The sequence below is a fragment of the Geitlerinema sp. PCC 7407 genome (genome assembly GCF_000317045.1).
Lineage (GTDB): Bacteria > Cyanobacteriota > Cyanobacteriia > PCC-7407 > PCC-7407 > PCC-7407.
Genome location: NC_019703.1, coordinates 1,221,719 through 1,245,951, shown reverse-complemented (window position 1 = coordinate 1,245,951; position 24,233 = coordinate 1,221,719). Strand labels below are relative to the sequence as shown.

Sequence of the window (24,233 nt, the reverse complement as noted above, 5' to 3'; positions counted from 1 at the left end):
CTTCACAACTCTTTACGGGTGATGAGCGATCGCCTTTGGTCTCCCTCGCTCTGGCAGCGCTGAGCCCATCAATCACAAATTAGCCAAAGCGCAGTGACCCGCTCGGCCTACAACAGGCATAAGCCTTGCAGCAGCTAGCTTGCAGCGATCGCGCCTAGAGGTAGCAGGGGGAGCGATCGCCGCTATATGCTGGGAGAGACGAGATTTCAAGGCTGGGTGCTGAAGGCCCGAAACCATGCAAATTTATCTGGATCACAGTGCCACCACCCCTCCGCGCCCAGAGGCGATCGCGGCGATGGAGCAAGTTTTTACCCGCCAGTGGGGGAACCCCTCAAGCATCCACGGGTGGGGCGAGCGGGCGGCGATCGCCCTCGAAACGGCGCGGCTCCAGGTAGCGGCTCTCCTGAATGCATCCCCTGAGGCGATCGTTTTTACCTCCGGCGGCACCGAGGCGGACAACTTGGCCATCTTGGGGGTGGCCCGCCACTACCAGCGGCCCCAGCACCTGATTATTTCCAGCATTGAGCACCCTGCGGTGTCCGAACCGGCTCGCTTTTTGGAGTCCCAGGGCTGGCAGGTGACGCGCCTGCCCGTCGATCGGCTGGGGCGGGTCAATCCAGCGGACCTGGCCGCCGCTTTTCGGCCCGAGACGGTGCTGGTGTCGATCCTCTACGGCCAGAGCGAGGTGGGGACGCTACAGCCCATCGATCAGCTCGGGACGCTGTGTCGCGATCGCGGCGTGCTGTTTCACGTGGATGCGGTCCAGGTGGCGGGCCGGCTGCCCCTCGATGTCCAGCAGCTGCCGGTGGACCTGTTGTCCCTTTCCAGCCACAAGCTCTACGGTCCCCAGGGAGCCGGGGCGCTGTACGTGCGTCCCGGCGTCGATCTGATCCCGCTGCTGGGCGGCGGCGGCCAAGAGTTTGGGCTGCGATCGGGGACTCAGCCGGTTCCGGTCATCGCTGGGTTTGGGGTGGCGGCTGCCCTGGCCGCCCAGGAAATGGCCGCCGAAAGCCTCCGACTCCAGGGCCTGCGCGATCGCCTGTTTGACCTGCTGGCCGACTGCCCGGATCTGGTCCCCACGGGCGATCGCCTCCACCGCCTGCCCCACCACGTCAGCTTCTGCGCTCGCCACACCGACGGCGAAATGCTCAGCGGCAAAACCATCGTCCGCCAAATGAACCTTGCCGGTATCGCCATCAGCGCCGGTTCCGCCTGCCACAGCGGCAAAACCGTCCCCAGCCCCATCCTCAAGGCCATGGGCTACAGCGATCGCCTGGCCCAGAGCGCTATCCGCCTCACCCTCGGCCACAGCACCACCCTGGCCGACATTGACTGGACGGCCACCGTCTTGCGCCAGGTGCTCGCCCGCCTTACGCCGCCCCTCAGCCTCACCGCCCTCTAGAAACCGACAACCCTTGCAGAGTCTGCCTTTGGAACCAGGGCAGACCGCTTTTGCTGGCCGTTTTTGCAACTAATTTTTGCGTCTCCGGAATTTCACGGAGACAGCAGTTTTAATAGGGTTAAAGCTCGAAATTTCGGGCATTCCAAGCGCTCAATTCCACCATAGCGCCGCTCTCTCGGCGCGGCCCGCCGTACCAACTGTTCTCTGGTGAAGCACTTTTTAATGGTTCCAGGAGATTTTCCATGACGTCTACCCGTACACCCATTCAGAACCTCGGTTACGACGGTCCCACCGAAGTCCTGCTCAAAACCCCCGTCACCCTCAGCGGCACCTACAATCCCCAGCAGATCGCCCGCGTCACCCTCGTCGCCGAAGATCGCTACCCCTTTACCGTCAGTCTCGACGCCGCCAAAGGTCGCTGGACCGTCAGGCTCAATGAAGGCTTTTATACCGTTGGGGCCCGCTGGCTGCGTCTGCGAGGCATTGGGCGGGATGGCAAAATTCTGGGCGATCGCGTCATTAACCTCGCCGTCAGCGCCGAGCCCAAGACCGTCGGCGAAAAACTCATCCTCAAAGTCCTGCGCGACACCCTCTTCAAAAAGTCCCCCGCCGATTCCGCCACCCTTTCCACCGCCCAAAAAGTCCTCGTCAAAGCCGGCCAAACCTTCACCGTCAAGAGCTACGGCTACGTAGACGGCCACCTCAAGCTCGAGCTCCACAACCGGATCGAGCCCATCGGCAGTTTTGGCTACTTTTACGCCCCCCACGTCGATCTTCTCAAAGGCCCCAAAGCGCTCAAGTTCAGCATTGCGGACGTCCCCACCACCATTCGCGGGGCCACCGAAATGCTCGTCACTGCCCGCACCTACCTCAAAGCTTCCCCGGTAGACTCCTCCAGCCTCGGAGACGAAGACAAAATCGAGCTGCTCCTGGGCCAAAGCTTTTCGCTCACCGGCTACACCCCCATCGCGGGTCACTTTCGCGTCAGCCTGATCAAGCCGATCGCTGGCTTTGGCAAAGAAGGCTACGTTTACTGGCAGCACGTCCAGCTCAAGAAGGCGGGCCGCCTGATCACCTTCGATCCCAACGCCCTCACCCTGACCACCAAGCAAACCACCATCCTCAAAAAGCGTCCGGTAGACTCCAGCAATCTCCAGCCCAACGAGCGCTTTACTCTGCCAGGCGGCACCACCTACGGCGTCTCGGGCTATGCTCCAGCCGACGGCCACATCAAGGTCGCCCTGACCGAGAACCTGCCCCAGTTCGGCAACACCGGGTATGTCTTTGACGCCTACGTCGAGCTCAAACGCGGCAACCAAGTCATCGACCTCTCCCCCGCTCAGGTCGAGCTAAACGTCCCCCACTTTTCTCAGCGAGATAATCCCCGCTATCCCCGCTCCACCTGCAACGTCACCGCGATCGCCATGGTGCTGCACTTCTACGGGCTGCGATCGCGCTCTGGCGGCCAGCTCGAAGATGAACTGCTAGAGTGGTGCCTGTCCCACTACGGCGAGGGCTCCCAAACCGAGCACAGCGTTCTCGCCGAGATGGTCCGCACCTACGGCTACCGTGACACCTACAGCACCAACCGCACCTGGGCCCAGATCCGCAACGAGATCTCCAGCGGCCGTCCCGTCGTCGTCGGGGGCTATTTCACAGATACCGGGCACATCGTTTGCATCATCGGCTACACAGCCAACGGCTACATCGTCAATGACCCCTGGGGCGACGCCCTGAGCGGCTACAAAAACACCGAGGGCGCCAAGGTCGTTTACCCCGCGTCCTACATGAGCAAGATGTGCTGCCCAGAAGGCGACGGCAATATCTGGGCTCACTTCATCTCCCGCTGATGGCCCCTCGCTGACGTCTTTGGCTCCGTACCTAGACCCCTAGCCCCTGGCCCTCCCTATCGGGAACCAGGGGCCTCAAGGCTTTGCCAGTAATCGATTTGAGGGTTTTTCAAGGCCGACTCCAACGCAAAAATCTCTGGGTCCTCGCTAGCGGTTGACAGGAGAGAATGTCAAGATGGAAAGGCTGTCCTCTAGACCAAGGATAGAGTCCTCTCCAGGTTCTCGCCCCCAAAACGGTTGCCATACTTGCCTGAAGATGACTATCTAGCAGGCGTCATGCCCTCCATCTCGACTCCTTGCTCCGATCTCGCTTCTTAAGGAAAGTCCCGTTCATGCCGCGCTTTGAGCCATTTACGATCAAGATGCAGATTAGCCGTCTGTTTGAGCAGGGGCAGTCGTTCTTTGCAACGACCAAAGTGCAAGATTGGCTGCGTGAACGGAACGAAGATCCAGGCAATTACGAGATTTTGTTTCATGAACGGCCCGCGCCGCCTGGATCGACTCTAGTAAAGGTCATTGAGATCGAGCTGAAACGGCGCGATGGGCAGCCCGTAGACGAATGGCTGAAAGCCGAGCTCAACCGAGGCAGCTAGGAGTTGGGCGATCGCCCTCCAGTCATCGCCCCCAGAGGGGGATGAACTCAGATTTTCAGATTTTTCAGTGAAGCACCATGCAGTTTATTGACCAGGCAGAAGTTTTTGTGGCGGGCGGCAACGGCGGTGACGGCATCGTCGCGTTCCGGCGAGAAAAGTACGTCCCGGCGGGCGGCCCCTCAGGCGGTAACGGGGGACGCGGGGGCTCCGTGGTTTTCAAGGCGGTCGAGAATCTCCAAACCCTGCTGGATTTTCGCTACGCTCATCGCTTCCAGGCAGAGCACGGCGAGCGCGGCGGTCCTAGCAACCGCACCGGCGCCTCGGGCGAAGACTTGCTAGTTGAGGTGCCCTGCGGCACGGTGGTTTACGACGCTGAGACCGATGAGGTGGTTGGCGATCTGACTGAACCTGAGCAGACCCTTTGTGTGGCTAAGGGCGGCAAGGGGGGCCTGGGCAACCAGCACTTTTTGAGCAACCGCAATCGCGCACCCGAATACGCCCTGCCTGGACTACCGGGAGAAGAGCGCCATCTGCGCCTGGAGCTAAAGCTGCTGGCGGAGGTCGGCATTATCGGGTTGCCCAATGCAGGCAAGTCGACGCTGATCTCGGTGCTGTCGGCGGCCCGACCCAAGATCGCGGACTATCCCTTTACAACCCTGGTGCCAAACCTGGGCGTGGTGCGTCGCCCCACCGGAGACGGAACGGTATTTGCAGATATTCCAGGACTGATCGAAGGGGCTCACCTCGGCACGGGCCTGGGCCACGACTTTTTGCGCCACGTGGAGCGGACGCGTCTGCTGCTGCACCTAGTCGATATCAACTCCGAAGATCCAGTGGCGGACTACCAAACGATCCAGCAGGAGCTGGTCGCCTATGGCCGAGGACTGGCCGGCCGTCCCCAAATCTTGGTGCTGAGCAAGACGGACGTGCTGGGGCACGACGAGGAGCTGGTGAGCGAGGTCGCCCAGCAGCTCGCAGAGGTGAGTGGTTGCCGGATTTTTAGCATCTCGGCGGTGTCCCAAACCGGCCTCTCGGGGCTAATGGACCACGTGTGGCAGCAGCTCGAAGCCCTCAAGCAGTCAGAGGCAGAGGCGCCAGCAATGCCCTCTGGTTTTGTGACGCCCATGCCCCTTTAGGGCGATCGCCCCTAGCTCAGAACTGGTAGGGCTTAGCGAGCCTTGCGGGCCGTGATGGTGGCGTCCGCCTGGGTGGCCGTGGCGGGCTGAGTGGCCGGGACGCCGCCTGTCGACGGCTGGGGCTGAGCCGGCTTGCTCAGGGCTTGGTAGGTCGCTTTGGAGATCTGCTGAATCAGCTCGTAGGCTGCGTCGGCGTTGTGGGGGCGCTTGACCATCACTGCAATCAGATAGCGCTTGCCGCTGGGCATGTCGACCAGGCCCGCATCGGCCAACAGAGAGCCGATGTCGCCGGTTTTGTGGGCAATGATCGCGCCTTCGCCGAGGCCCTGGGGCAAGAGGCTATCGTTGACGGTGTCGTGCATGATGCTCAAGAGGCGATCGCGCGATCGCTGAGACATGAGGTCTCCCCGGTTCACCAAGGCCATGACCTGCACCAAATCGTGGGGGCTGGTGGTGTTGGTGCCTTCGAGGTCCGGCAGCGGGTTGCGCAGAGCCGTAGCCGGTAGCCCCCAGGCCTGGAAGCGCTGATTGAGAGACGCCATGCCGCCGAGGCGCTCGATCAGCATATTGGTCGCGGTGTTGTCGCTGACGGTGATCATTTTGGTCGCCGTCTCTAGAGCCGTGAACTGGGTTCCAGGCGGCTGATACTGCATCTCGCCGGAGCCTGAGGCCACGAGCTCCTGCCGCATAGTGAGCTGTTCATCGAGGCGAATCTTGCCCGCATCCACGTCCTGAAAGAACGCCACCAAAATCGGGATTTTGATGGTGCTGGCAGCGGGCAGGGGCACCGCAGCATTGATATCGACATGGGCGTCAGAATCCAGGTCGACAACCAAGACCGCAGGGCTAAGCTGCGTGTTTTGGCTGGCGATCGTCTGAATTTCGGCTTTGAGGGGCGCGATCTCTGCGCCCAGCTTGAGCGCGGGGGGCGCTGGTTCCTTGGACTCCTCTGCTTGGGCGGTCGCGGCTTCTTTCGGGCCTAGACCAAACCAGCGGAGCGATCGCTTTTGGGCCGGTGAGGATTCCTGAGGCGTCTCGGCCAGGGAACGGGTCGCCGGATCCCACACTGACAGCAGCGTTCCGGCAATCACCCCAATGCCAACGCCCAAAATTAGCAGCCGCATAATGTAGAGCAGCGGCGAAACCTTCTTGGGCAACACCAAAATGGGTGCGGGCGGGTCAGCGGGGCGAGGCCGCAGGTAGACCGTTTTGCTGCCGGGAGCCGTGGGAATGGCTTTGGGCGATCGCCGCCGGGAACGGCGTCGGCGCGATCGCAGCTCTTCGAGGCGAGCTTGGCTGGCGTCGGCACGGGCTCCAGCCGAGGGCTGGGAGGGGCGAGGCATTGCAGCCGCTGGCGCGCCCTTGCGAACCGCCGAGCGACCGAGCAGCAGGCGACGCAGGTCGCTTCTCGGCGAAGCGGACGGTGGTTTGGGCGATCGCCCGCCAGAGCGCACCGGAAGGGAGCCTCCGCCATTGGGCAGCGACAGCGCAGGAGGGGCTTCTTTCATTGCCTGCGTCGCTGGCTCAGGCCGCTGTCGGGCGGCTTTTCCCTTGCGACGCTGGCGCTTTACAGCGGGTACACGCTCCGCCTGTGGCTCTTTCGATGGCTTGCCCTGATCTGGCATTCCTACACTCCCTTGACAAACATCGCCAGCGTTTCCCGCATTTTGGTCGGCCCTGAATCCACCCCAGTTCTGCTGATCAGATCCGGGCAGCCCGAAACCAGAGGACGTTAGCGCAGCGTTCTGCAAAGCCCTCTAGGTCGCAGGTGATGGTGACTATCCTGCCATCTTCGAAAAGATTGTCAACACCCAGAGTTCAAAAAATTTCTGGCCCGAGCTGCTCTGGCAGCCTCGTCGTGCTCTGCTCAGGATGCTGCATCGCCCACATTACTTGGCTCAGGATGCCCCGCAGCATGGCTACTTCCGAGGCCGAAAGCTGCGCCCGATAAAAGAGCCGGCGAAATTTTTCCATACGGCTGGTGGCGGTGTGGGGATAGAGATATCCGATGGCTAAGAGCACAGATTCCAGCTGCTGAAAATACCCTTCGAGGGCGTCGAGGGGCGCTAGGGGCTCCACTGATGCAGGCGTGACGGGGACAGACTGGGGGCGATCGCTCCCCTCCGGCAATCCCAGAAACGCCTGGGACAGCTCGTAGCAGCACACCGCCACCGACTGCGCCAAATTGAGGGACGGATAGGCGGGGTTGCTGGGGATTTTGACAAAGCGCTGGGCATAGTTCAGCTCGTCGTTGCTGAGGCCCCGGTCCTCTGGGCCAAAGATCAGGGCCGCCGGGCAAGGCTGGGCCGCTTCTGGCGCCAGCAGCCAGGGCAGCGCGGTGCGGGGATGCTCCAAGGGAGTCTCAAGGGTGCGCTGGCGCGCCGTGGTGGCGATCGCCCGCTGACAGTCCACTAGGGCCTCCGGCAGAGTCGACACGCAGCGCGCCTGCTCCAGCAAGTCCCCGGCATGGACCGCCATTTGCCGCGCCTCTGGCCCCAGGGGATCGCAGTGGGGATTCACGAGCACCATCTGCTCGAGTCCCATATTTTTCATCACTCGCGCGATGGAGCCAATGTTGAGAGGACCCGCGGGCTCCACCAACACAATGCGAATATCCGTCAATGCCATGATTGCTTGAATTCTCCCGCTGTACCGGACTCTAGGCCCTATTTCACGCCACAATTGGAGGGTCTAGTATTGCCAGCTTATTATGGGACGCGATCGCTCTAAACCCCGCTCAAAATCAGACCTTCCCACCAAGATTTGCCCCGTGTGCGATCGCCCCTTTAGCTGGCGCAAAAAATGGGAAGATTGCTGGGACGAGGTGAAATACTGCTCTGAGCGCTGTCGTCGCCGCCGCTCTAGCGCCCAATCCTCCTCAGACTAGCGATCGCTCCCCACTGGATCCCTTCGCTTTCCCTCAATGTGTCCATCCACTCCTCACGGTTAGACAGGTGCAGCCCAAACTCATCATTCACGGCGGAGCCGGTAGCTCCCTCAAAAGCAAAGGCGGCATTCAGGCCGTCCGCCAAGACCTTCATGGGATCGTCCAAGACGTCTACGATCGGCTCGCCGCTGGCGCCAGCGCCACCGAGGCCGTCATCCTGGGCTGCCAGCTGCTCGAAGACAATCCCCGCTTCAACGCGGGGACCGGCTCGGTGCTTCAGTCTGACGGTCAGATTCGCATGAGCGCCTCGCTGATGGACGGCGCGGCCCAGCGCTTTAGCGGCGTGATCAACGTGGCGCGGGTCCAGCACCCGATCGACCTAGCAGCATACCTCCAGCAAGAACAGGACCACGTCTTGTCCGACTACGGATCTGCCGAGCTAGCGCGGCTGCTGGGCTGTCCGGTCTACGACCCGGCAACAGACCTGCGTCTCCAGGAATGGCTGGAGGAGCGCAGCGGCAACTTCACCCGCGAGATGGCGGGGGTGGTCGCCGAGGGCGAGCCGATCGCGAGCGAGGCAGGTCGCGGGACGATCGGGGTAGTCGCCCTCGATCAAGAAGGTCGACTCGCAGCGGGTACCTCCACCGGCGGCAAGGGCTTCGAGCGGATGGGCCGGGTCAGCGACTCGGCGATGCCCGCAGGCAACTACGCCAACCCCCAGGCGGGCATTAGCTGCACGGGGATTGGCGAAGACATCATTGACGAGTGCCTGGCCGCCAAGATTGTGATTCGGGTGACGGATGGCCTCTCGCTGGCCCAAGCCTTTGAGCGATCGCTCACCGAGGCGCAGCAAAATCAGCGAGATCTGGGGGCCATTGGTCTGGACCGGACCGGGGCGATCGCCTGGGGCAAGACCAGCGAAATCTTGCTGGCGGCCTACCACACGGGCGCTCGGATCGACGACACCCTCGAGTGGGTGAACCAGGGCCTCGTCGGCACTGCCTGAGACATCGTTTGTGAGCAAAAAGCAACCCGGACAGCAACGCTCTGTCCGGGTTATGGGGTTGCCCTGCTTAGGACTCGGGCTTATCTGAGATCAGGCTTCAGGCTGGATTAGCGGGGTTCGCCTCCGATCCTGGGTCCTCGACGCCAGCGGCCTTGGCACCCTTCAGTCGCCAACCGGACTTCACAATCTGCTTGGCCCGCGCCACCACCAGCGCATCGCTGGGCACATCCTTGGTGACAACCGAGCCAGCGGCCACCGTCACGTCTTCACCCAGGGTCACCGGAGCCACAAGCACGCTGTTGGAGCCGGTTTTGGTGCGATCGCCGATCACCGTCCGGTGCTTGTTCACCCCGTCATAGTTCGCCGTGATCGTCCCAGCGCCAATGTTCACGCGATCGCCCAGGGTCGCATCGCCCAGGTACGACAGGTGAGCCGCATTGGTGCGATCGCCCAGAGTCGCCTTCTTTAGCTCCACAAAGTTGCCGATTCGGCAGCCCTGCCCCAGAGAAGAATGGCCGCGCAGGTGTGCATAGGGGCCAACCCGAGTGCCCGCGCCCACCGTGCTGTCACTCACCACGGAGTACAGCACCGTCACCCCTTCTGCCAGTTCGCTATTTTCGACTAGGCTCCCCGGCCCAATCCGGCTACCCGCTCGCACCACCGTCTGGCCGCGCAGGTGGGTCTGGGGCTCGATGATCACATCCGGCTCTAGCTGCACCGTGTCGTCGATCGTGATGCTGTCGGGGTCGATCAGCGTCACCCCCGTAGCCATCCAGTAATCTTTGATTCGGGTTTGCATCACCTCATAGGCCGCCGCTAGCTGCTTGCGGTCATTGATGCCCAGAATTTCTTGGTAGTCCTCCGCATCCACCGCCATCACCGGCGACAGATAGTTCACCGCGTCTGTCAGGTAGTACTCTTGCTGATCGTTGTCTGCCTTGAGCTGAGGTAGCACCCGAGCCAGATCGGCCCACCGGAAGCAATAGATGCCCGCGTTGATGCGGCGATTTTGCTTTTGGGCAGGCGTGCAGTCTCGATCCTCGACAATTTGCTTGAGCTGATTTTGGCCATTGCAGAACACCCGGCCATAGCCGCGAGGATCAGGCAGCTGGGCCGTCAAAATCGTGGCTGCATTGCCGTGATCTTGGTGGGTCTTGAGCAGCGTTTGCAGAGTCTGAGGACGCAGAAGCGGCACATCTCCATTGAGAACCAGCAAATCACCCTCAAAACCTTCGAGAGGCCCCAGCAGCTGCTGAATAGCGTGTCCGGTGCCTAGCTGCTCTGCCTGCTCCACAAACTCCACGTCGGGCAGCGACTGAAGCGAGGTGCGCACCATGTCAGACCGATAACCCACAATCACCAGGCGGTGGGTTGGCTCCACAGCCGAGGCGCTATTGAGAACCCACTCCACCAGCGATCGCCCACCGAGCGAATGGAGCACCTTGGGAAGATTAGATTTCATGCGGGTGCCGCGACCCGCTGCCAAAACCGCGACTGCAACCATGCCCTTTGTCAATGCCGTTCAGTTCCACCGGAGTATACCGCGCTTCCAGGTCCCTTAGGCGCGCTTGTGCGAATTCACGGAGATCCAGCACAAAGGCGATCGCGCCGGGCAGAAAAACGCTCTAGCGAGGCACCGCCATCGAGTCAGGCCGCCTGAAGCTATCGTCCTGAGGAAAGGTTGCACCCTCTTGGTGAGCCCGCTGGATAAACTCCGAGAACTGCCGCACCAGCTCAGGATTGCGCCAGCCTTTGTGGGTTTCCTCCTCCAAAATGGCGATCGCCTCCTCAAAGGAAAACGCCTTCTTGTAAGGGCGCTCACTGGTCAAAGCATCAAAAATATCGAGCACCTGGAAAATTTGGGCCAACCGCGGAATCTCATTTCCCGATAAGCCATCGGGGTAGCCTGACCCGTCCCAGCGCTCATGGTGATGCCGAATAATCGGCACAACCCCCTTCATCGTGCGCATCGGCAAACAAATTCGTTCACCAATCAGCACATGCTGCTTCATCACCACCCACTCTTCGGGCGTGAGCTTGCCGCGCTTGAGCAGCACATCATCGGGCACCCCCACCTTCCCAATGTCGTGGAGATAGCCCGCCCACGTCAGGTCGCGGATCTCGGCCCGAGAAAGGTTGAGATAGCGCCCAAAGGACTGACCCAAGCCGCACAGCCGCTCACAGTGATCCCCGGTGTTGGGGTCCCGGCTCTCCACAATCTGCGCGATGGAGAACAAAACCTGCTCAACGTGCTCGAGATCTTCGTTGAGGCGCTTTTGGCGGACCAACGACTTGACCCGCGCCGACAGCTCCAGCTGATCAAAGGGCTTGGTCAGAAAGTCGTCTCCGCCAACATCAATGCCCTTGAGGCGAGCCCGCCGATCATTGAGAGCGGTCACAAACACAATGGGAATGAGGCGCGTTTTTTCGTCTTGCTTGAGCTGCCGGCACACCTCAAAACCATCCATACCGGGCATCATCACATCCAGCAAGATCAAATCTGGATTGTGCTTCTCAACGCTCAATAAGGCCGCAGGTCCACTGTCTGCTTCCAAAACGTCATATCCCTCCACCGAGAGCAACGCCACGGCAGTCATGCGGCTAGAAGGATGATCGTCAACAACCAAGACCTTAGGACGTTCAGGATCGAGGTGGCTCACTTGAGAAAACCTCACATCGTTTGCTGGCGGCTATTTGCTCTAGCAGCCTCGAAGCGAAATAGCCAATGTTGCCCCTGGCGTCAGTTTGGCTGTTCCCAGTATGGTTAAGACCCATAGCCGAGAAATCAGGTTTTACACGGAGATCTGGCTAGGCTCTGGCCCTCAAGTCTTTCGATTTGAGTTTTTTTCCGCGTCTGCGGAGACGCTTTGGGTGACGCTCGCTACACCCGATCGCCAGTGCTGTGTTGGGGAGCCAAAATAGCCCAAAACCAAAGCTGGGTCTGACGTAGTAGACAGATCTTTCACAACAAGGACTGACTATAGGGATCAGGTGTGGACTGTTTCAGTTCTGAGATTAATGAGCGTTTAATCCTGAACCTGAGGGTTTTTGAATATCGCTGAGACTCAGGCACAACACCTACGTATCAGCTGCTTCATCGTATCAGTATCCGATTGTCGCTAAAGCTGTCTGTGCTACATCCTGTTTTGGCAAAGGTTTGGTTGAGATCAAGCAACCTTTGGGAGGAGTCTTAGGGGCGATCGCTATTGATATCCTCTATCATCGCCCATCGTTTGCGCCAGCGAGAAGTTGACTCAAGTAAACTTTCGGCTTGCTCTTGGAGACGGCGCTGGTGAATGGCTTCAGCATCATCTTGGAGGGTGGGATCTCGGTAGGGGATCGCGGCCCGAGTTTGGAGGTGCTCCTGCTCCTGGGGCGAGAGCGGCGGCAGGTCTGCGGGGGGCCAGGCAGCGACGGTGCCGGGCCATCGGCGGCCAAACGGCGGGCTAGAGCCGATCTGTAGTCCGGCAGCTTGGAGGGCCGTGCGGACAGCCGCCGCGCAGGAGTAGGTGGCGAGGCGGCCCTGGGGATGCAGGAACTGAGCCACGAGGGTCAAAAACTCAGTGGTCCACAGCTGGGGGCAGCGGGGCGGCGAGAAGGGATCTAGAAAGATCGCGTCAGCCTGGAATGCTTGGGGGTCGAGGGCGAGGAGCGATCGCCGGGCATCTCCCCAGATCAGGCGTCCCTGGAGGCGATCGCCCTCAAAGCGCCCAGTTTGAGCCAGGGTTGTCAGGCACGCCGGGATCGGGTCCGGCCACGGCTGGAGCAGCTGATGGGCGATCGCCGCTCGGGGCACCTCTGGCTCGAGCTCCAGCCCGATCACCTCCACCTGGCAAGCGGGGTTCGCCCGCCAGATCGTCTCCAGGGCAGACGCCGTGTTGTAGCCAAGGCCGTAGCAGATATCCAGCAGGCGCAAGCGGCCGATTTCGGCCTTGGCCGCTAGCTGGGTCGGCACCGCAAACTTCTGCTCTGCTTCCTGGCGCGCCCCGTGGCGATTGTGAAAGGGTTCTCCGAAAGTCGCCGAAACAAAGGTAAAAGATCCATCGGCCGTCGGCTCCGGCAAAAACGAACAAGATATGGACATACTTGGCACAATCCCTGGCACGAAACGCTACGCCCTCTGATTTGAGCCCCTAAAATAACGATATGGAGCCTCTATAGAAACCTTCACAATTTCTCTCATTTTTACTATCAAACCCCTGTGCAAGAAGATTTTCGCCTCATTGTTGATCTCGTTTTGGTCCTCGCGGCAGCCGCCGGCGGGGGAATTTTAGCGGCCCTGCTCAAACAGCCCGTGATTTTGGGTTATCTGGTCGCAGGCATGATCGTTGGGCCTGCGGGCCTCGGCCTAATCAAAGAACTGGTGCAGGTAGAGACCCTCGCCCAATTTGGCGTGGCGTTCCTGCTCTTTGCCCTCGGGGTCGAGTTTTCGCTGGCCGAAATTAATAAGGTCAAGCGCATTAGTCTCGGCGGGGGCGGCCTGCAAATCCTGATCACCATCGGGGGCACAGCGGCGATCGCCCTGGGCATGGGCTGGGTCGGCTCACCGGCCCAGGGCATCTTTTTGGGCGCGATTTTGTCGCTGTCGTCTACTGCCGTCGTCCTCAAAAGCCTGATCGAGCGCAACGAGACGGAAACCGTCCATGGCCGCGTCATGCTGGGGATTTTGGTGGTGCAGGACATTGCCCTGGGCCTGATGCTGGCGGTGCTGCCAGCCCTCGATCGCCCGCCTGAGGAAATTGGAATCGCGGTGGCCTGGGCCTTTGGCCAGACAGCGGTCTTTGCCCTCGGGGCCTTTGCCTTTGGCAAATGGATGATTCCGCCCATGCTACGGCTGCTGGCAGGCACCGAAAGCCGGGAGCTCTTTCTACTGGGCGTCGTGGCGCTCTGCTTGGGCATTGCCCTGCTGACTGAGCAGATGGGGCTGTCCATCGAAATGGGGGCCTTCGTCGCGGGGCTGATGATTTCGGAGGTAGAGTATGCAGACCAGACTCTGACTTACGTGGAGCCGCTGCGGGACATCTTCGCCACGCTGTTTTTTGCCTCCATCGGCATGCTGATTGATCCGGTGTTTCTGTGGAGCAATCTGGAGCTGATTTTGGGGCTAGTGGCGCTGACCTTCGTTGGGAAGTGCCTGATTATTGTGCCGCTGGTGCGGCTGTTCCGGTATCCCCTCCGGACAGCGCTGATTGCAGGGGTCGGCTTGGCGCAGATTGGAGAATTTTCCTTTGTGCTGGCCAGCGAAGGGCAGAGCCTCGGGCTGGTGTCTCGGCGAGTGTACATGCTGATCTTGGGCACGACGGCGGTGACGCTGCTGCTGACGCCCTTTGTGCTGCGATTTTTGCCCCAGCTGTTTAGCTGGCTGGAGACTGTGCCGGGCCTGGGCCGATGGCTAACCGAGGCAGAGATGCCGACGGCCTTTTCAGAAGAGATGCCGCGCCAAAACCATGTGGTGGTGTGCGGCTACGGGCGCATGGGCCGCAACGTGGTCAGGCTACTGCGGGACCACCACTATCCGGTGGTGGTGATCGATCAGTCGGAGGCGGCCATCCAGCAGCTGCGGGAGGCGGGGGTGCCCTACGTCTACGGCAACGCGATTAGCCAGCATGTGCTGGAGAAGGCGGGCGTGGAGGAAGCGCGGGGCTTGGCGATCGCCCTTCCCGACTCCATGAGCACCCGCCTGTGCCTCAAGCGCTCCCTCGAATTTTCGCCAGACCTAGACGTGGTGGTGCGGGCCAACAAAGACCAGGACATCGAGCTGCTCTACCAGCTCGGCGCCCGCGAGGTGGTGCAGCCGGAGTTTGAGGCTAGCCTAGAGCTGTCGACTCACCTGCTGACGGGCATGGGGTCGGTGCTGCCGCTGGTGCAGCAGACCATGCAGCAAATTCGCGAGAGCCATTATTTGGACCTGCGGCCCGAGCGATCGCCCTCGGAGGTGTCCCGCGAGCTGCGCCTCAACACCGAGGGCATGAACAGCCAGTGGTGTGACCTGCCGGAAGGCTCTCCCCTCGAAGGCATGACCCTGGAGGAGGCCGATCTGCGCCGCTTGACGGGCGTCAGCGTGATGGCGGTTCGGCGGAGCAGCGGCGAAGAAATCGACTATCCGATCGAGGAAACGCGTCTCCTGGGAGGCGATCGCCTGCTGATTGTCGGCACCCCGGCAGAGTTCGACGCTTTTAGCGAACTGGCCCAGGGCAAAACCGCCATTCCCGAGGAGGGCACCTGCTGCCAGTGGATGCAGATGCCAGAAGACAGCGAGGCAGTCGGCAAAACGCTGCGAGATCTGGATTTTCGGCGCACCCACGGCGTCTTGATCCAGGCGATCCGGCGAGAAGGCAAGTTCCTGCGCTTCCCCAGCGGCGACAATGACCTGCAAGCAGGCGATCGCCTTCTGCTGTGTGGCGGCCGCCAAGAGCTCCAAAGCGCCCGTCAGGTGCTGGCCCACAGTCCTCGGGCTCATCCTGTATCTGACGAAGTCTTTGACCCCGCGCTTCCAGAGCCGGAGCTAGAACTTTTGCCCCTAGACAGCCGCAGCGACCAAATCGGCGCAGGGCCTACATCCGGGGCTTGAGATAGACGATGGCCTGCCGCCAGATCAAAATCGGCTGGTCATACTGATCGAGCAAGCAAAGGCAGTCTGGATCTTGCCAAAAGAGCTTACCTACCAGCAGATCGTCGGTCATGAGCTTGAGCTCAACTTCTTTCTTATCGCGGATCAGCGTCTGGATCTGACGAATGCTGGGGCTACCGGTTTGAATGTCGTTTGTCATGGCGCTTTTTGCTCAACGATAGGGCTGCTTTGTCGCTATTTTCTCCCAAGAGCTCTGGCAATCTACCTCGCTCTACAGATTCGGCCATTTCTGAGCATTCGCTTGGGGTCCATCGGGCAGCCCTGAGGTCCGAATTGCCTCCAGCTTAGCGGGATTCACGCGGCCCAAAGGTTAAAGAAGCCTTGCGATTTAAATTTGCGGGCGGTCTGGGTCACCAGGCCCAGCCAATCCCAAGCAGCAAGGCTCCATACCTGCGAATCCTGCCTAAAATAGAAGACTTCGGGCGATCGCCTTTTCCCTCGCGTTTGGGGCAGTCTGGCTGCCCATCCCACCCATAGGAGCAAGATTCATGGCCATCGAGTTTGTGAAGTACCACGGTCTGGGGAACGACTTTATCTTGATTGACAATCGCGCCAGCAGCGAGCCGCTGATCACGCCAGAGGAGGCCATCGCATGGTGCGATCGCCACTTTGGCATCGGCGCAGACGGCGTGATTTTTGCCCTCCCCGGCCAGGACGGCACCGACTACACCATGCGGATCTTCAACTCCGACGGCTCCGAGCCGGAGATGTGCGGCAATGGCATTCGCTGTCTGGCCCGCTTTTTGGCCGAACTAGAAGGCATCACAGATCAAACGCGGCGCTACCGGATTCACACCCTAGCTGGGGTGATCGCTCCCGAGCTGCAAGCCGATGGCCAAATCAAGGTCGACATGGGCGAACCCCAGCTGCTCGCCGGCCAAATCCCGACCACGCTGGCCAGCAGCGACGAGAAAGTCGTCGACCAACCCCTGGAGGTCGCTGGCGAAACCTGGCAAGTCACCTGCGTCAGCATGGGCAACCCCCACTGCATTACCTTCGTTGAGGATGTGGCGGCGGTAGCCCTAGAGAGCATCGGCCCGAAATTTGAGCACCACGCTGTTTTCCCCCAGCGCACCAACACCGAATTCATTCAGGTTGTGCGTCCCGACTACCTGAAAATGCGAGTGTGGGAGCGGGGAGCAGGCATCACCCTGGCCTGCGGCACGGGAGCTTGTGCGTCCCTGGTCGCAGCCGTGCTGACTCAGCGGAGCGATCGCCGCGCCACCGTGGAGCTACCGGGCGGGCCGCTGCTGATCGAGTGGTCCGCAGAAGACAACCGACTGTACATGACAGGGCCAGCGGAGCGCGTGTTTGCGGGCGTGCGCTAGCGCTGCTCTGTTGAGCCCAGTTCCGGAGCGAGTAAGCCCGTCTTTTTCCAAACTCGCTCCGGCGGACTGAGCCCCAGTTTATTGTTTTGCGCCGTCGAACTAGAAACCTTTGCCATGACTTTTCAACCCGTCCGCGTGGTGGCGCGCGTGGTGGCCCATGCAGACAAAGCGGACGAAATGCGATCGCTTTTGCTGCAACTCATCGAGCCGACACGCCGCGAACCCGGCTGTCTTTTCTACGATCTGTTTGAGAGTGCCGATCGCCCCTACGAGTTTGTGTTTGTCGAGGAGTGGCGCAGCGCCGCCGAGCTCGACGCCCACCTCCAGTCGGCGCATATCCAAGCGGCACTGGCTGCTGGGGAATCTCTGTTTGCAGCGCCCCCTGACATTCAGCGCTATCGCCGCCTCGCTTAGCTGAGAGCTTACTCTTCAGGCTCATCGGATACCGTCAGCGCCGACTTTGCCAAGCGGGTCGTGTAGCAGGCTGCCCCCACGGTGGCCAGCAGCCCCAGGGCATTCATCACGACCTGGCCGGGGCTGCCGCCGCTGGCGAGCAGGTTAGCACCAAAGGATCCGAGGTAAACGTAGAGCAGGATCACCGGGATCATGCCGAGCCACGAGAAAAAGCAGTAGTGCCAAAAATCCACTCGGGTCAAGCTGAAGCCGTAGTTCAGGATGCTGGAGGGGAAAATCGGCGATAAGCGCATTAATAAGACGATTTTCCAGCCGTCGCGGGCGATCGCCTGATCGAGCCCCGAAAAGCGGGGGTTGCGCATCAGCCATTGTTTGATCGACTTGCGCGCCACGGTGCGGCCCAGGCCGTAACAGGCGATCGCCCCCAGAGTGTCGGCCAGCGACACCCACAACACCCCCCACAAAAACCCAAACAGCGGGCCTGCCGCCACGATGAGAAGCGCGCCCGGCAAGCCAACTAGGGTGATCAGAACGTACACCAAGATAAAAATGGGCGTACCCCACGGCCCCAAAGTGGTCAGCCAGTTCTGAAGGCGCTCCAGCATCTCACCGACGGGCAACACGCTCACAGCCAGGACCACCAAAAGGGCGATCGCCGCCAAAATCCAGTATTTGTAACGCTTCCAGCCGCGCATCAAAGTAACGTTTGGAGCCTAAAGCTTTGTAAAGGGTTTTCAGACTGAGCCTCAGCATAATCCAAGCTCCCCCCAGGGGTGGAAGTTCCCCAAGACATATTTTTCTAACCAAATTTCAGGAAACCCGTACCCGTCAGGAGCGGTTTTCACTCGCTTAATTTCTGAGAAGCTTTTTACAAATTGTTACAATAAGGACACGCTCAACGCATTCACGAAGTGCCAGCGTGCACTTCACTTTCGAGGAGGTAGCCCATGAATGGCTCCATTCGAGTCGGAACGCTGTTTGGCATTCCGTTTTATGTCAGCGCATCTTGGTTTCTAGTTTTGGGTTTGGTGACCTTTAGCTATGGCAGCGGTCTCGCCGCCCAGTTTCCCAGCTTGCCAACCGGCTTGGCGGGCGGTCTGGGCCTAGTCGCCGCGCTGCTGCTGTTTGCTTCGGTCGTGGCCCATGAACTTGGCCACAGCTTTGCCGCCCGCCGCCAAGGCATTCAGGTTCACTCCATCACGCTCTTTTTGTTTGGCGGTCTAGCCCAGCTCGAAAAAGAGTCCGAGACGCCCGCTGGGGCCTTCTGGGTGGCGATCGCCGGTCCTCTGGTCAGTCTGGCGCTCTTTTTGGGCTTCACCAGTCTAGGAATGGGCCTCGGACTGGCCGGCCCCTGGGGCGCCATTATCGGCCTGCTGGCCTCTTTGAACCTCGTGCTGGCGCTGTTCAACCTCATTCCCGGCCTGCCCTTGGACGGCGGTAACGTCCTCAAGGCGCTGGTGTGGAAGCTGACGGGCAATCCTTACCAAGGCGTCCAGTTTGCAGGTCGCGTTGGCCAAGTTCTCGGCTGGGCCGCGATCGCCCTGGGTGTTCTGCCGTTCCTCGTCAGCGGTAGCTTCAGCGGCTTCTGGCAAGTTCTCATCGGTGGCTTTCTGCTTCAAAATGCCGGTAGAGCCGCCCAGTCCGCTGGGATTCAGTCTCGTCTCGCCCGCTTCACGGCAGCCGAGGCCGTCACGCCGGACAGCCCAGTGGTGGCCGCTAGCACCACACTGCGCACCTTCGCCGACATGCTGATCCTGAACAATCATGCTTGGCAGCAGTTCCTCGTCGTAGATGACCAAGGTCAGTTGGTCGGGGCGATCGCCGTCGATGCTTTGCGACGAGTGCCAGCCCAGGAATGGGGCGATCGCTCCGTTGGCAGCTTGCTGCGCCCCCTGAGCCAGACCTCCATCCAAGCCGATCAGTCTCTCTTGGAAGCCGCTGAGCTGCTAGAGCGAGAACACCTATCAGCCTTGCCGGTAGTTCAGGCCAATGGCACCTTGCTGGGCCTGCTAGAAAAGACAACTCTCTTGCGTCTGCTTCAGCAATCTCCCCGCCCAGCTGCCGCCTAGACCTCGAGCATTTTCACCCCTCTCAACGCAAAGGGGCTCGCAGCTAATGCGAGCCCCTTTGCCGTAGCAGGCCAAAAGATCCTGGGCTATTCGGTTATCCCTTCACGGGTGACAGGGCCAAGCCAATTATTGGCATCTAGAGCACTGCCGCCGAACCCGTGCGCTGGCGCTGGCTTTCGACCACCCACTCGATCACCTGTCGACCGAGTTGTACCCCGTCGAGGCGATCGATTTCTCGAATTCCCGTCGGGCTCGTGACGTTGACCTCCGTCAGATAGCCACCAATCACGTCAATCCCCACGAAATACAGCCCGTCTCGCCGCAGCGTCGGGGCCAGTTGGCGGCAAATTTCGCGCTCTCGCTCCGTGATCGCCACTTGGGCCACGCGACCGCCCACAGCCATATTGCCGCGAAACTCGCTCCCCGTCGGAATGCGGTTCACCGCGCCTATGGGCTCACCATCTAGCAAAATAATTCGCTTGTCCCCCTCTTTGGCAGCCGGCAAATAGGCCTGCACCATCACCGGCACTTTGCCTTGATGGGTACTCACCTCCACCAAGGAGTTGAAATTACGATCGTCCGGATCCATGAACAAAATTCCTTCACCGGCTTTGCCGCCTAGGGGCTTGAGCACTGCCAAACCCTGCTTTTCCAGGAACTGGCGAATGACCTGCTTATCCTGAGTCACGATGGTCTCAGGAATCGCGTCCTTGAACTGGAGCGCGTACATTTTTTCGTTAGCGGCCCGCAGCCCGCGCGGCGCGTTCACCACCAGCGTCTTCGCCGGATCGACGTAGTCCAAGAGATACGTAGCGTAGAGGTAAGGGATCGTCACCGGCGGGTCTGTGCGCATGAACACCGCATCCATCACTTCGAGGGGCAGGCGCTGCACAGATTCTGACGCTCCTAGCTGAAACCAGGGCGTTTTTGCGACCCAGCGGCCCTCTACCAGCGCCACCGGCTCGAGCGTCACCGGCGTCAGCGACGCCCAGGCCTTGCCATCTGCGACGCTCAGCGATTCCGCTTGGGTAATCCAGACTTCATAACCCAAGAGCTGTGCAGCTTCCATCAAAGCAACACTACTGTCATGACCCGGATCAAGCTTGTGAATCGGATCAATAATGAAGGCAAATTTCACAGTCGTTGTCCCTAGACACCCAAAATTGACTCCGAATCACAACTACACACGGATCCGGAAAAGCACAAACCTAGGCAAACACCTAGGCTGACTCGAGAGTCCCCAAAGCAGGGAATCTGCGATCGCACACAAGCAGCTCAAACTAGTCTGACGCTTGCAGCAGAGCATCGAGTTTGCCCTGGCGCTCCAGCGCGTAGGCATCATCACAGCCGCCAATATGCTGGTCATTGATGAAAATTTGGGGCAATGTGCGACGACCATTCGCCCGCACAGCCATCTGGGCGCGAGCCCCTTCATCACCGTCAATCACATATTCGCGATACTGAACCCCCTTGGAGTCCAGTAGAGCCTTCGCACGGATGCAAAATGGGCAAGTGCTCCAGGTGTAAATCTCGATATTGGGAGCCATAGCAACCTTAGGTGAATTCATATTTCTTCACTTTAAGTGTAGCGAACAGCGCTCTCCATCTTGGGAAATTGGCGCGCGATCGCCTTTCAAATAGCGTCGCCTGACAGAATGCCGGAAATCCCCTAGGCTAATCACAGCGGTCGGCTTCAGTCTGGCTGCTATCCTCCATTTCGCTTTCTTCCTGCTTGCCCCAGCCCATGACTTCCATTGAGCCTCTCACGCGCCTGCAAGACTTGCCTTTTGTGCCCTACCTTGACGCTCAGGGCCACCTACCCGAAGAGTTCCAGGGCCAAGTCGGCGTTTATGCCATTTTCGACCAAACCCAAGCATTACAGTTCATCGGCTACTCCCGAGACGTCGCCCTTAGCCTGCGCCAGCACCTCGTTCGCCAGCCGACCCTTTGCCACTGGCTCAAAGTCCACACCATCGATCGGCCCAGTCGGAGCCTGCTCGAAGCAACCCGGGAAGCGTGGATCGTGGATCATGGCGACCTACCGCCCGGCAACCAGCCCAGCAACGAAACCTGGACCCAGCCCATTGACGCCAAAAGCTCCATGAGCCCCGAAGAGCAGCAGCGATATCAAGCTGGCGACAGCCTCGATCAAGTCAAACTGCTCAAACAAATTGCTCGGCGTGTAGAAGCAGATATTTTTGCCAAGCTGGAGGCTCGAGGGTTTCAAGAAGCGGTTCGCTTCAACCCCAAGCTGAAAGAGCAGGGATTGCTCGACCTCAAGTAGCGCTTACAGGCCCGGGGCTCCACGCCTACAGCAGATGGCAGCACCAGATTAACAACAAAAAAAGAGCCCCGTAGGGCTCTTGAAAGAGCCAGTTCGTCTGAACTGGCCCATCTCAGCAAGCTGTTGCTTACTTGACAGAAACCTTTGCACCAGCTTCTTCCAGCTGCTTCTTAGCATCTTCAGCAGCATCCTTAGCAACGCCTTCCTTCACAGGCTTGGGAGTTGCTTCAACCATGTCCTTGGCTTCCTTGAGGCCCAGGCCGGTCAGGGCGCGCACGACCTTCAGAACGGCGATCTTCTTGTCAGCAGGCACTTCTTCGAGGATAACGTCGAATTCGGTCTTCTCTTCGACCTCTTCAGCCGCTGCCGCACCAGGAGCAGCCATCATCATCATGCCGCCAGCAGGAGCTGCAGCGCTCACGCCAAAAGCTTCTTCGATTTGCTTGACCAGCTCAGCAGCTTCCAGCAGGGTCAGAGACTTAAGTTGTTCGAGAATTTGATCGGTAGCAGCAGACATTCTTGAATCTCCTTAAACAAAATCTTGGGCAGGTTCAACCGCAAATCAGTTGTGGACCAACAGTCCACAGGATGCCTAGGCGGCTTGATCGCCTTCCTGTTCGGAAACGGCGCGGATTCCTCGGGCCAGCGAAGTCGGAACCTCGTTGATACCCACAGCAACCTTGGTCGCCAGAGCGTTGATCGCGCCAGCAATCTGGGCGATAAGCTGCTCCTTAGAAGGCAGATCACCGATCGCCTTCACGTCACCTTGGCTGAGCAGACGGCCTTCCATGACGCCGCCCCGCAGTTCGGTCTTCTTGCTGGCTTTCTGGAATTCTTGGTATGCCTTAACAGCAGCACCAACGTCTTCACCGGTCAGCACGAAAGCAGAACTGTCGGATAGCAGCTCGGTCAATGGCTGCCAATTTTCGCTGCCATCAACGGCAATACGCATCAGCGTATTCTTGGTGACCTTGCACACCGCGCCTGCGGGACGCAGACGGTTGCGCAAGTCCGTAATTTCGCTAACAGACAAACCCTTGTAGTCGATCACAAAGGTCATCTGAGCCGTGCTCAGAGTCTCTTTGAGTTCAGCCACAATGGCTTTCTTATCTTCTAGCGTTCTACCCATACTGTTCTCACCTCCTTGAACTGGGCTTCCACGACTTCGAAGCCTGATGTTTTCCCGACACTGCCAGCAAAAAACCCTGGCGATAAGGCCAGGGCGATGTCTAAACACACTTCCAGCGTTTCTTGGCTAGCCGCAAGCGGCTAGGGACTCGATTCGCTTTCTGGTTTAAACCTCGGCAGGGCATTAAGCACAAGGCGCCTGCTGTCTCTGGCTTCAGAAAGAAATAGATAAATTGTCAGGATAAAAGTTGAGCGTGGCTTGAAACCGAAGGAAAGCGAGCTAATGCGCTTAGGCGCTCTCGGTCAGCTTCAAATCACGAAGACTGTTGACATCGATCTCGATGGAGGGACCCATGGTTGAAGAAACATAGATGCTTCTCCAGTAGCGGCCTTTGGCGCCGGAGGGTCTATTTCGATCGATACACTCTTGCAGAGCTTTCAGGTTGACCAACAGGTCTTCAGCCGCGAAGGATGCTTTCCCGAACATGACGTGGACGATACCAGTCCGGTCAGCCCGAAACTCGAGCTTACCTGCCTTGAATTCGGCGATCGCTTGTTCGAGGTCGAATGTCACCGTACCACCTTTCGGCGAAGGCATCAAGCCACGGGGACCCAGTTGACGACCCAGCTTAGCCACCTGGGGCATCATATCCGGGGTTGCAATCAGAAGGTCAAAGTCCATCATGCCCTTCTGAATGTCGTTGATCAGCTCCTCAGAGCCAACCAGATCTGCGCCTGCGCTAGATGCTTCAGCAACTTTCTCGCCTCGGGCAATTACCGCGATTCGGACCGTCTGACCAGTACCCTTGGGCAGCGCCACCGTGGTACGGAGTTGCTGGTCGGTGTACTTGGGATCTAGGCCTAGGCGGATGTGTGCCTCTGCGGATTCCGGGAATTTGGCGGTAGAGGTTTCCTTGAGCAGCGTCAGCGCTTCAAGCGGCGTGTAGGCCCGATCTTCAACCTTTTTCTGCAGCTCTTGCAGTCTGCGAGATACTTTCTTAACCATGATTCTCCTGGGGTCACTAGCGAAGCAGTGCTTCTCCCCCGAATAACGTTATGTAGGTGCTAGTCCGGTCGGATTAGTCTTTGATGGTCACGCCCATGTTGCGAGCGGTACCTTCAATAATTTTCATGGCAGCCTCAACATCGTTGGCGTTGAGGTCTGGCATTTTGGTTTGAGCAATTTCACGCAGCTGATCTCGGGAGATCGAGCCCACTTTTTGAGAGTTGGGGTTGCCCGAGCCACGCTCTACGCCTGCTGCCTTGCGGATCAAGACGGAAGCTGGAGGCGTTTTGAGGATGAAGGTGAAGCTTCTGTCTTCATAAACAGAAATTTCGACCGGGATAACCATGCCTGCCTGGTCGGCGGTTCTGGCGTTGTATTCTTTGCAGAACGCCATGATGTTGACGCCGTGCTGACCAAGCGCTGGACCAATCGGAGGAGCCGGGTTGGCTTTCCCAGCCTGAATGGCCAGCTTAATGACTGAAACTACTTTTTTTGCCAT

24 protein-coding genes and 1 other annotated feature are annotated in these 24,233 nt (G+C 59.6%); of the genes, 11 read left to right on the top strand and 13 right to left on the bottom strand.

Translation table 11 applies throughout. The annotated features are described in order from the left end of the window. Window positions 1–235 precede the first annotated feature (235 nt). The 4 genes from GEI7407_RS05325 to obgE all read left to right on the top strand — a co-directional run bounded on the left by GEI7407_RS05325 (window position 236) and on the right by obgE (window position 4,981). Complete coding sequence (locus GEI7407_RS05325) at window positions 236–1,402, top strand: cysteine desulfurase family protein (protein WP_015171111.1); 1,167 nt, start codon at window positions 236–238, stop codon at window positions 1,400–1,402. A gap of 242 nt (window positions 1,403–1,644) precedes the next feature. Next, window positions 1,645–3,252, top strand: a complete 1,608-nt coding sequence (locus tag GEI7407_RS05320) for a C39 family peptidase (protein ID WP_015171110.1) — start codon at window positions 1,645–1,647, stop codon at window positions 3,250–3,252. 332 nt (window positions 3,253–3,584) lie between these two features. Then, window positions 3,585–3,845 carry a hypothetical protein gene (locus GEI7407_RS05315; RefSeq protein ID WP_015171109.1) on the top strand — a complete coding sequence of 87 codons (261 nt, stop codon included), beginning with the start codon at window positions 3,585–3,587 and terminating at the stop codon, window positions 3,843–3,845. A gap of 77 nt (window positions 3,846–3,922) precedes the next feature. Continuing rightward, window positions 3,923–4,981 (top strand): GTPase ObgE, encoded by a 1,059-nt coding sequence (gene obgE, locus GEI7407_RS05310; RefSeq protein WP_015171108.1) that lies wholly within the window; start codon window positions 3,923–3,925, stop codon window positions 4,979–4,981. Between the two features lie 32 nt (window positions 4,982–5,013). Here the strand turns inward: obgE and GEI7407_RS19355 are convergent, their stop codons facing one another. Together GEI7407_RS19355 and GEI7407_RS05300 are read right to left on the bottom strand one after the other, a co-directional pair. Next, window positions 5,014–6,489, bottom strand: coding sequence for a serine hydrolase (locus tag GEI7407_RS19355; protein ID WP_150109726.1), 1,476 nt, complete (start codon window positions 6,487–6,489; stop codon window positions 5,014–5,016). 310 nt (window positions 6,490–6,799) lie between these two features. Then, window positions 6,800–7,609, bottom strand: coding sequence for an RNA methyltransferase (locus tag GEI7407_RS05300; protein WP_015171106.1), 810 nt, complete (start codon window positions 7,607–7,609; stop codon window positions 6,800–6,802). Between the two features lie 82 nt (window positions 7,610–7,691). Here GEI7407_RS05300 and GEI7407_RS19880 point away from each other — a divergent pair, with 82 nt between their 5' ends. Both GEI7407_RS19880 and GEI7407_RS05295 read left to right on the top strand, forming a co-directional pair. Beyond that, the gene (locus GEI7407_RS19880) at window positions 7,692–7,868 is read left to right on the top strand and encodes a DUF2256 domain-containing protein (RefSeq protein ID WP_071880803.1); all 177 of its coding nucleotides are present in this window, start codon (window positions 7,692–7,694) and stop codon (window positions 7,866–7,868) included. A 67-nt stretch (window positions 7,869–7,935) separates the two neighbouring features. Continuing rightward, window positions 7,936–8,874 carry an isoaspartyl peptidase/L-asparaginase gene (locus GEI7407_RS05295; RefSeq protein ID WP_015171105.1) on the top strand — a complete coding sequence of 313 codons (939 nt, stop codon included), beginning with the start codon at window positions 7,936–7,938 and terminating at the stop codon, window positions 8,872–8,874. Window positions 8,875–8,971: 97 nt separating this feature from the next. Here GEI7407_RS05295 and glmU read toward each other — a convergent pair whose 3' ends face one another. The 3 genes from glmU to GEI7407_RS05280 form a co-directional block, all read right to left on the bottom strand. Next, window positions 8,972–10,378 (bottom strand): bifunctional UDP-N-acetylglucosamine diphosphorylase/glucosamine-1-phosphate N-acetyltransferase GlmU, encoded by a 1,407-nt coding sequence (glmU, locus tag GEI7407_RS05290; RefSeq protein ID WP_015171104.1) that lies wholly within the window; start codon window positions 10,376–10,378, stop codon window positions 8,972–8,974. A 121-nt stretch (window positions 10,379–10,499) separates the two neighbouring features. Then, window positions 10,500–11,549 (bottom strand): two-component system response regulator, encoded by a 1,050-nt coding sequence (locus GEI7407_RS05285; protein WP_015171103.1) that lies wholly within the window; start codon window positions 11,547–11,549, stop codon window positions 10,500–10,502. A gap of 515 nt (window positions 11,550–12,064) precedes the next feature. After that, window positions 12,065–12,958 carry a tRNA (5-methylaminomethyl-2-thiouridine)(34)-methyltransferase MnmD gene (locus GEI7407_RS05280; protein ID WP_015171102.1) on the bottom strand — a complete coding sequence of 298 codons (894 nt, stop codon included), beginning with the start codon at window positions 12,956–12,958 and terminating at the stop codon, window positions 12,065–12,067. 117 nt (window positions 12,959–13,075) lie between these two features. Here GEI7407_RS05280 and GEI7407_RS05275 point away from each other — a divergent pair, with 117 nt between their 5' ends. Then, window positions 13,076–15,445 carry a cation:proton antiporter gene (locus GEI7407_RS05275; RefSeq protein ID WP_015171101.1) on the top strand — a complete coding sequence of 790 codons (2,370 nt, stop codon included), beginning with the start codon at window positions 13,076–13,078 and terminating at the stop codon, window positions 15,443–15,445. Here GEI7407_RS05275 and GEI7407_RS05270 read toward each other — a convergent pair. Beyond that, window positions 15,429–15,644, bottom strand: a complete 216-nt coding sequence (locus GEI7407_RS05270) for an Hfq-related RNA-binding protein (RefSeq protein ID WP_015171100.1) — start codon at window positions 15,642–15,644, stop codon at window positions 15,429–15,431. The genes GEI7407_RS05275 and GEI7407_RS05270 overlap by 17 nt on opposite strands. Window positions 15,645–15,993: 349 nt before the next feature. Here GEI7407_RS05270 and dapF point away from each other — a divergent pair, with 349 nt between their 5' ends. Together dapF and GEI7407_RS05260 are read left to right on the top strand one after the other, a co-directional pair. Further along, window positions 15,994–16,833, top strand: coding sequence for a diaminopimelate epimerase (gene dapF / locus GEI7407_RS05265; protein WP_015171099.1), 840 nt, complete (start codon window positions 15,994–15,996; stop codon window positions 16,831–16,833). A 114-nt stretch (window positions 16,834–16,947) separates the two neighbouring features. Further along, entirely contained in the window at window positions 16,948–17,247 is a 300-nt protein-coding gene (locus tag GEI7407_RS05260; protein ID WP_015171098.1) for a putative quinol monooxygenase, read from the top strand. 8 nt (window positions 17,248–17,255) lie between these two features. On the opposite strand, the gene GEI7407_RS05255 is transcribed toward GEI7407_RS05260, so the two are convergent. Further along, window positions 17,256–17,942: a TVP38/TMEM64 family protein gene (locus tag GEI7407_RS05255; RefSeq protein WP_015171097.1), complete on the bottom strand. Its 687-nt coding sequence runs from the start codon at window positions 17,940–17,942 to the stop codon at window positions 17,256–17,258. A gap of 252 nt (window positions 17,943–18,194) precedes the next feature. Between GEI7407_RS05255 and GEI7407_RS05250 the strand changes: the two genes are divergently transcribed. Next, on the top strand, window positions 18,195–19,316 hold the full coding sequence (locus tag GEI7407_RS05250) for a site-2 protease family protein (RefSeq protein WP_015171096.1): 1,122 nt from the start codon (window positions 18,195–18,197) through the stop codon (window positions 19,314–19,316). 136 nt (window positions 19,317–19,452) lie between these two features. On the opposite strand, the gene gshB is transcribed toward GEI7407_RS05250, so the two are convergent. Together gshB and grxC are read right to left on the bottom strand one after the other, a co-directional pair. Further along, window positions 19,453–20,454, bottom strand: coding sequence for a glutathione synthase (gene gshB, locus GEI7407_RS05245; protein WP_015171095.1), 1,002 nt, complete (start codon window positions 20,452–20,454; stop codon window positions 19,453–19,455). Between the two features lie 142 nt (window positions 20,455–20,596). Then, complete coding sequence (gene grxC / locus GEI7407_RS05240) at window positions 20,597–20,863, bottom strand: glutaredoxin 3 (RefSeq protein WP_015171094.1); 267 nt, start codon at window positions 20,861–20,863, stop codon at window positions 20,597–20,599. 197 nt (window positions 20,864–21,060) lie between these two features. Between grxC and GEI7407_RS05235 the strand changes: the two genes are divergently transcribed. Continuing rightward, window positions 21,061–21,600 carry a GIY-YIG nuclease family protein gene (locus tag GEI7407_RS05235; protein ID WP_015171093.1) on the top strand — a complete coding sequence of 180 codons (540 nt, stop codon included), beginning with the start codon at window positions 21,061–21,063 and terminating at the stop codon, window positions 21,598–21,600. A gap of 127 nt (window positions 21,601–21,727) precedes the next feature. On the opposite strand, the gene rplL is transcribed toward GEI7407_RS05235, so the two are convergent. The 4 genes from rplL to rplK all read right to left on the bottom strand — a co-directional run bounded on the left by rplL (window position 21,728) and on the right by rplK (window position 24,233). Beyond that, on the bottom strand, window positions 21,728–22,117 hold the full coding sequence (gene rplL, locus GEI7407_RS05230; RefSeq protein WP_015171092.1) for a 50S ribosomal protein L7/L12: 390 nt from the start codon (window positions 22,115–22,117) through the stop codon (window positions 21,728–21,730). A 75-nt stretch (window positions 22,118–22,192) separates the two neighbouring features. Continuing rightward, window positions 22,193–22,729 carry a 50S ribosomal protein L10 gene (gene rplJ, locus GEI7407_RS05225; protein ID WP_015171091.1) on the bottom strand — a complete coding sequence of 179 codons (537 nt, stop codon included), beginning with the start codon at window positions 22,727–22,729 and terminating at the stop codon, window positions 22,193–22,195. Between the two features lie 59 nt (window positions 22,730–22,788). Beyond that, window positions 22,789–22,958 (bottom strand) — a sequence feature (ribosomal protein L10 leader region). Between the two features lie 59 nt (window positions 22,959–23,017). Next, the gene (gene rplA, locus GEI7407_RS05220; RefSeq protein ID WP_015171090.1) at window positions 23,018–23,734 is read right to left on the bottom strand and encodes a 50S ribosomal protein L1; all 717 of its coding nucleotides are present in this window, start codon (window positions 23,732–23,734) and stop codon (window positions 23,018–23,020) included. 73 nt (window positions 23,735–23,807) lie between these two features. After that, window positions 23,808–24,233 carry a 50S ribosomal protein L11 gene (gene rplK, locus GEI7407_RS05215; RefSeq protein ID WP_015171089.1) on the bottom strand — a complete coding sequence of 142 codons (426 nt, stop codon included), beginning with the start codon at window positions 24,231–24,233 and terminating at the stop codon, window positions 23,808–23,810.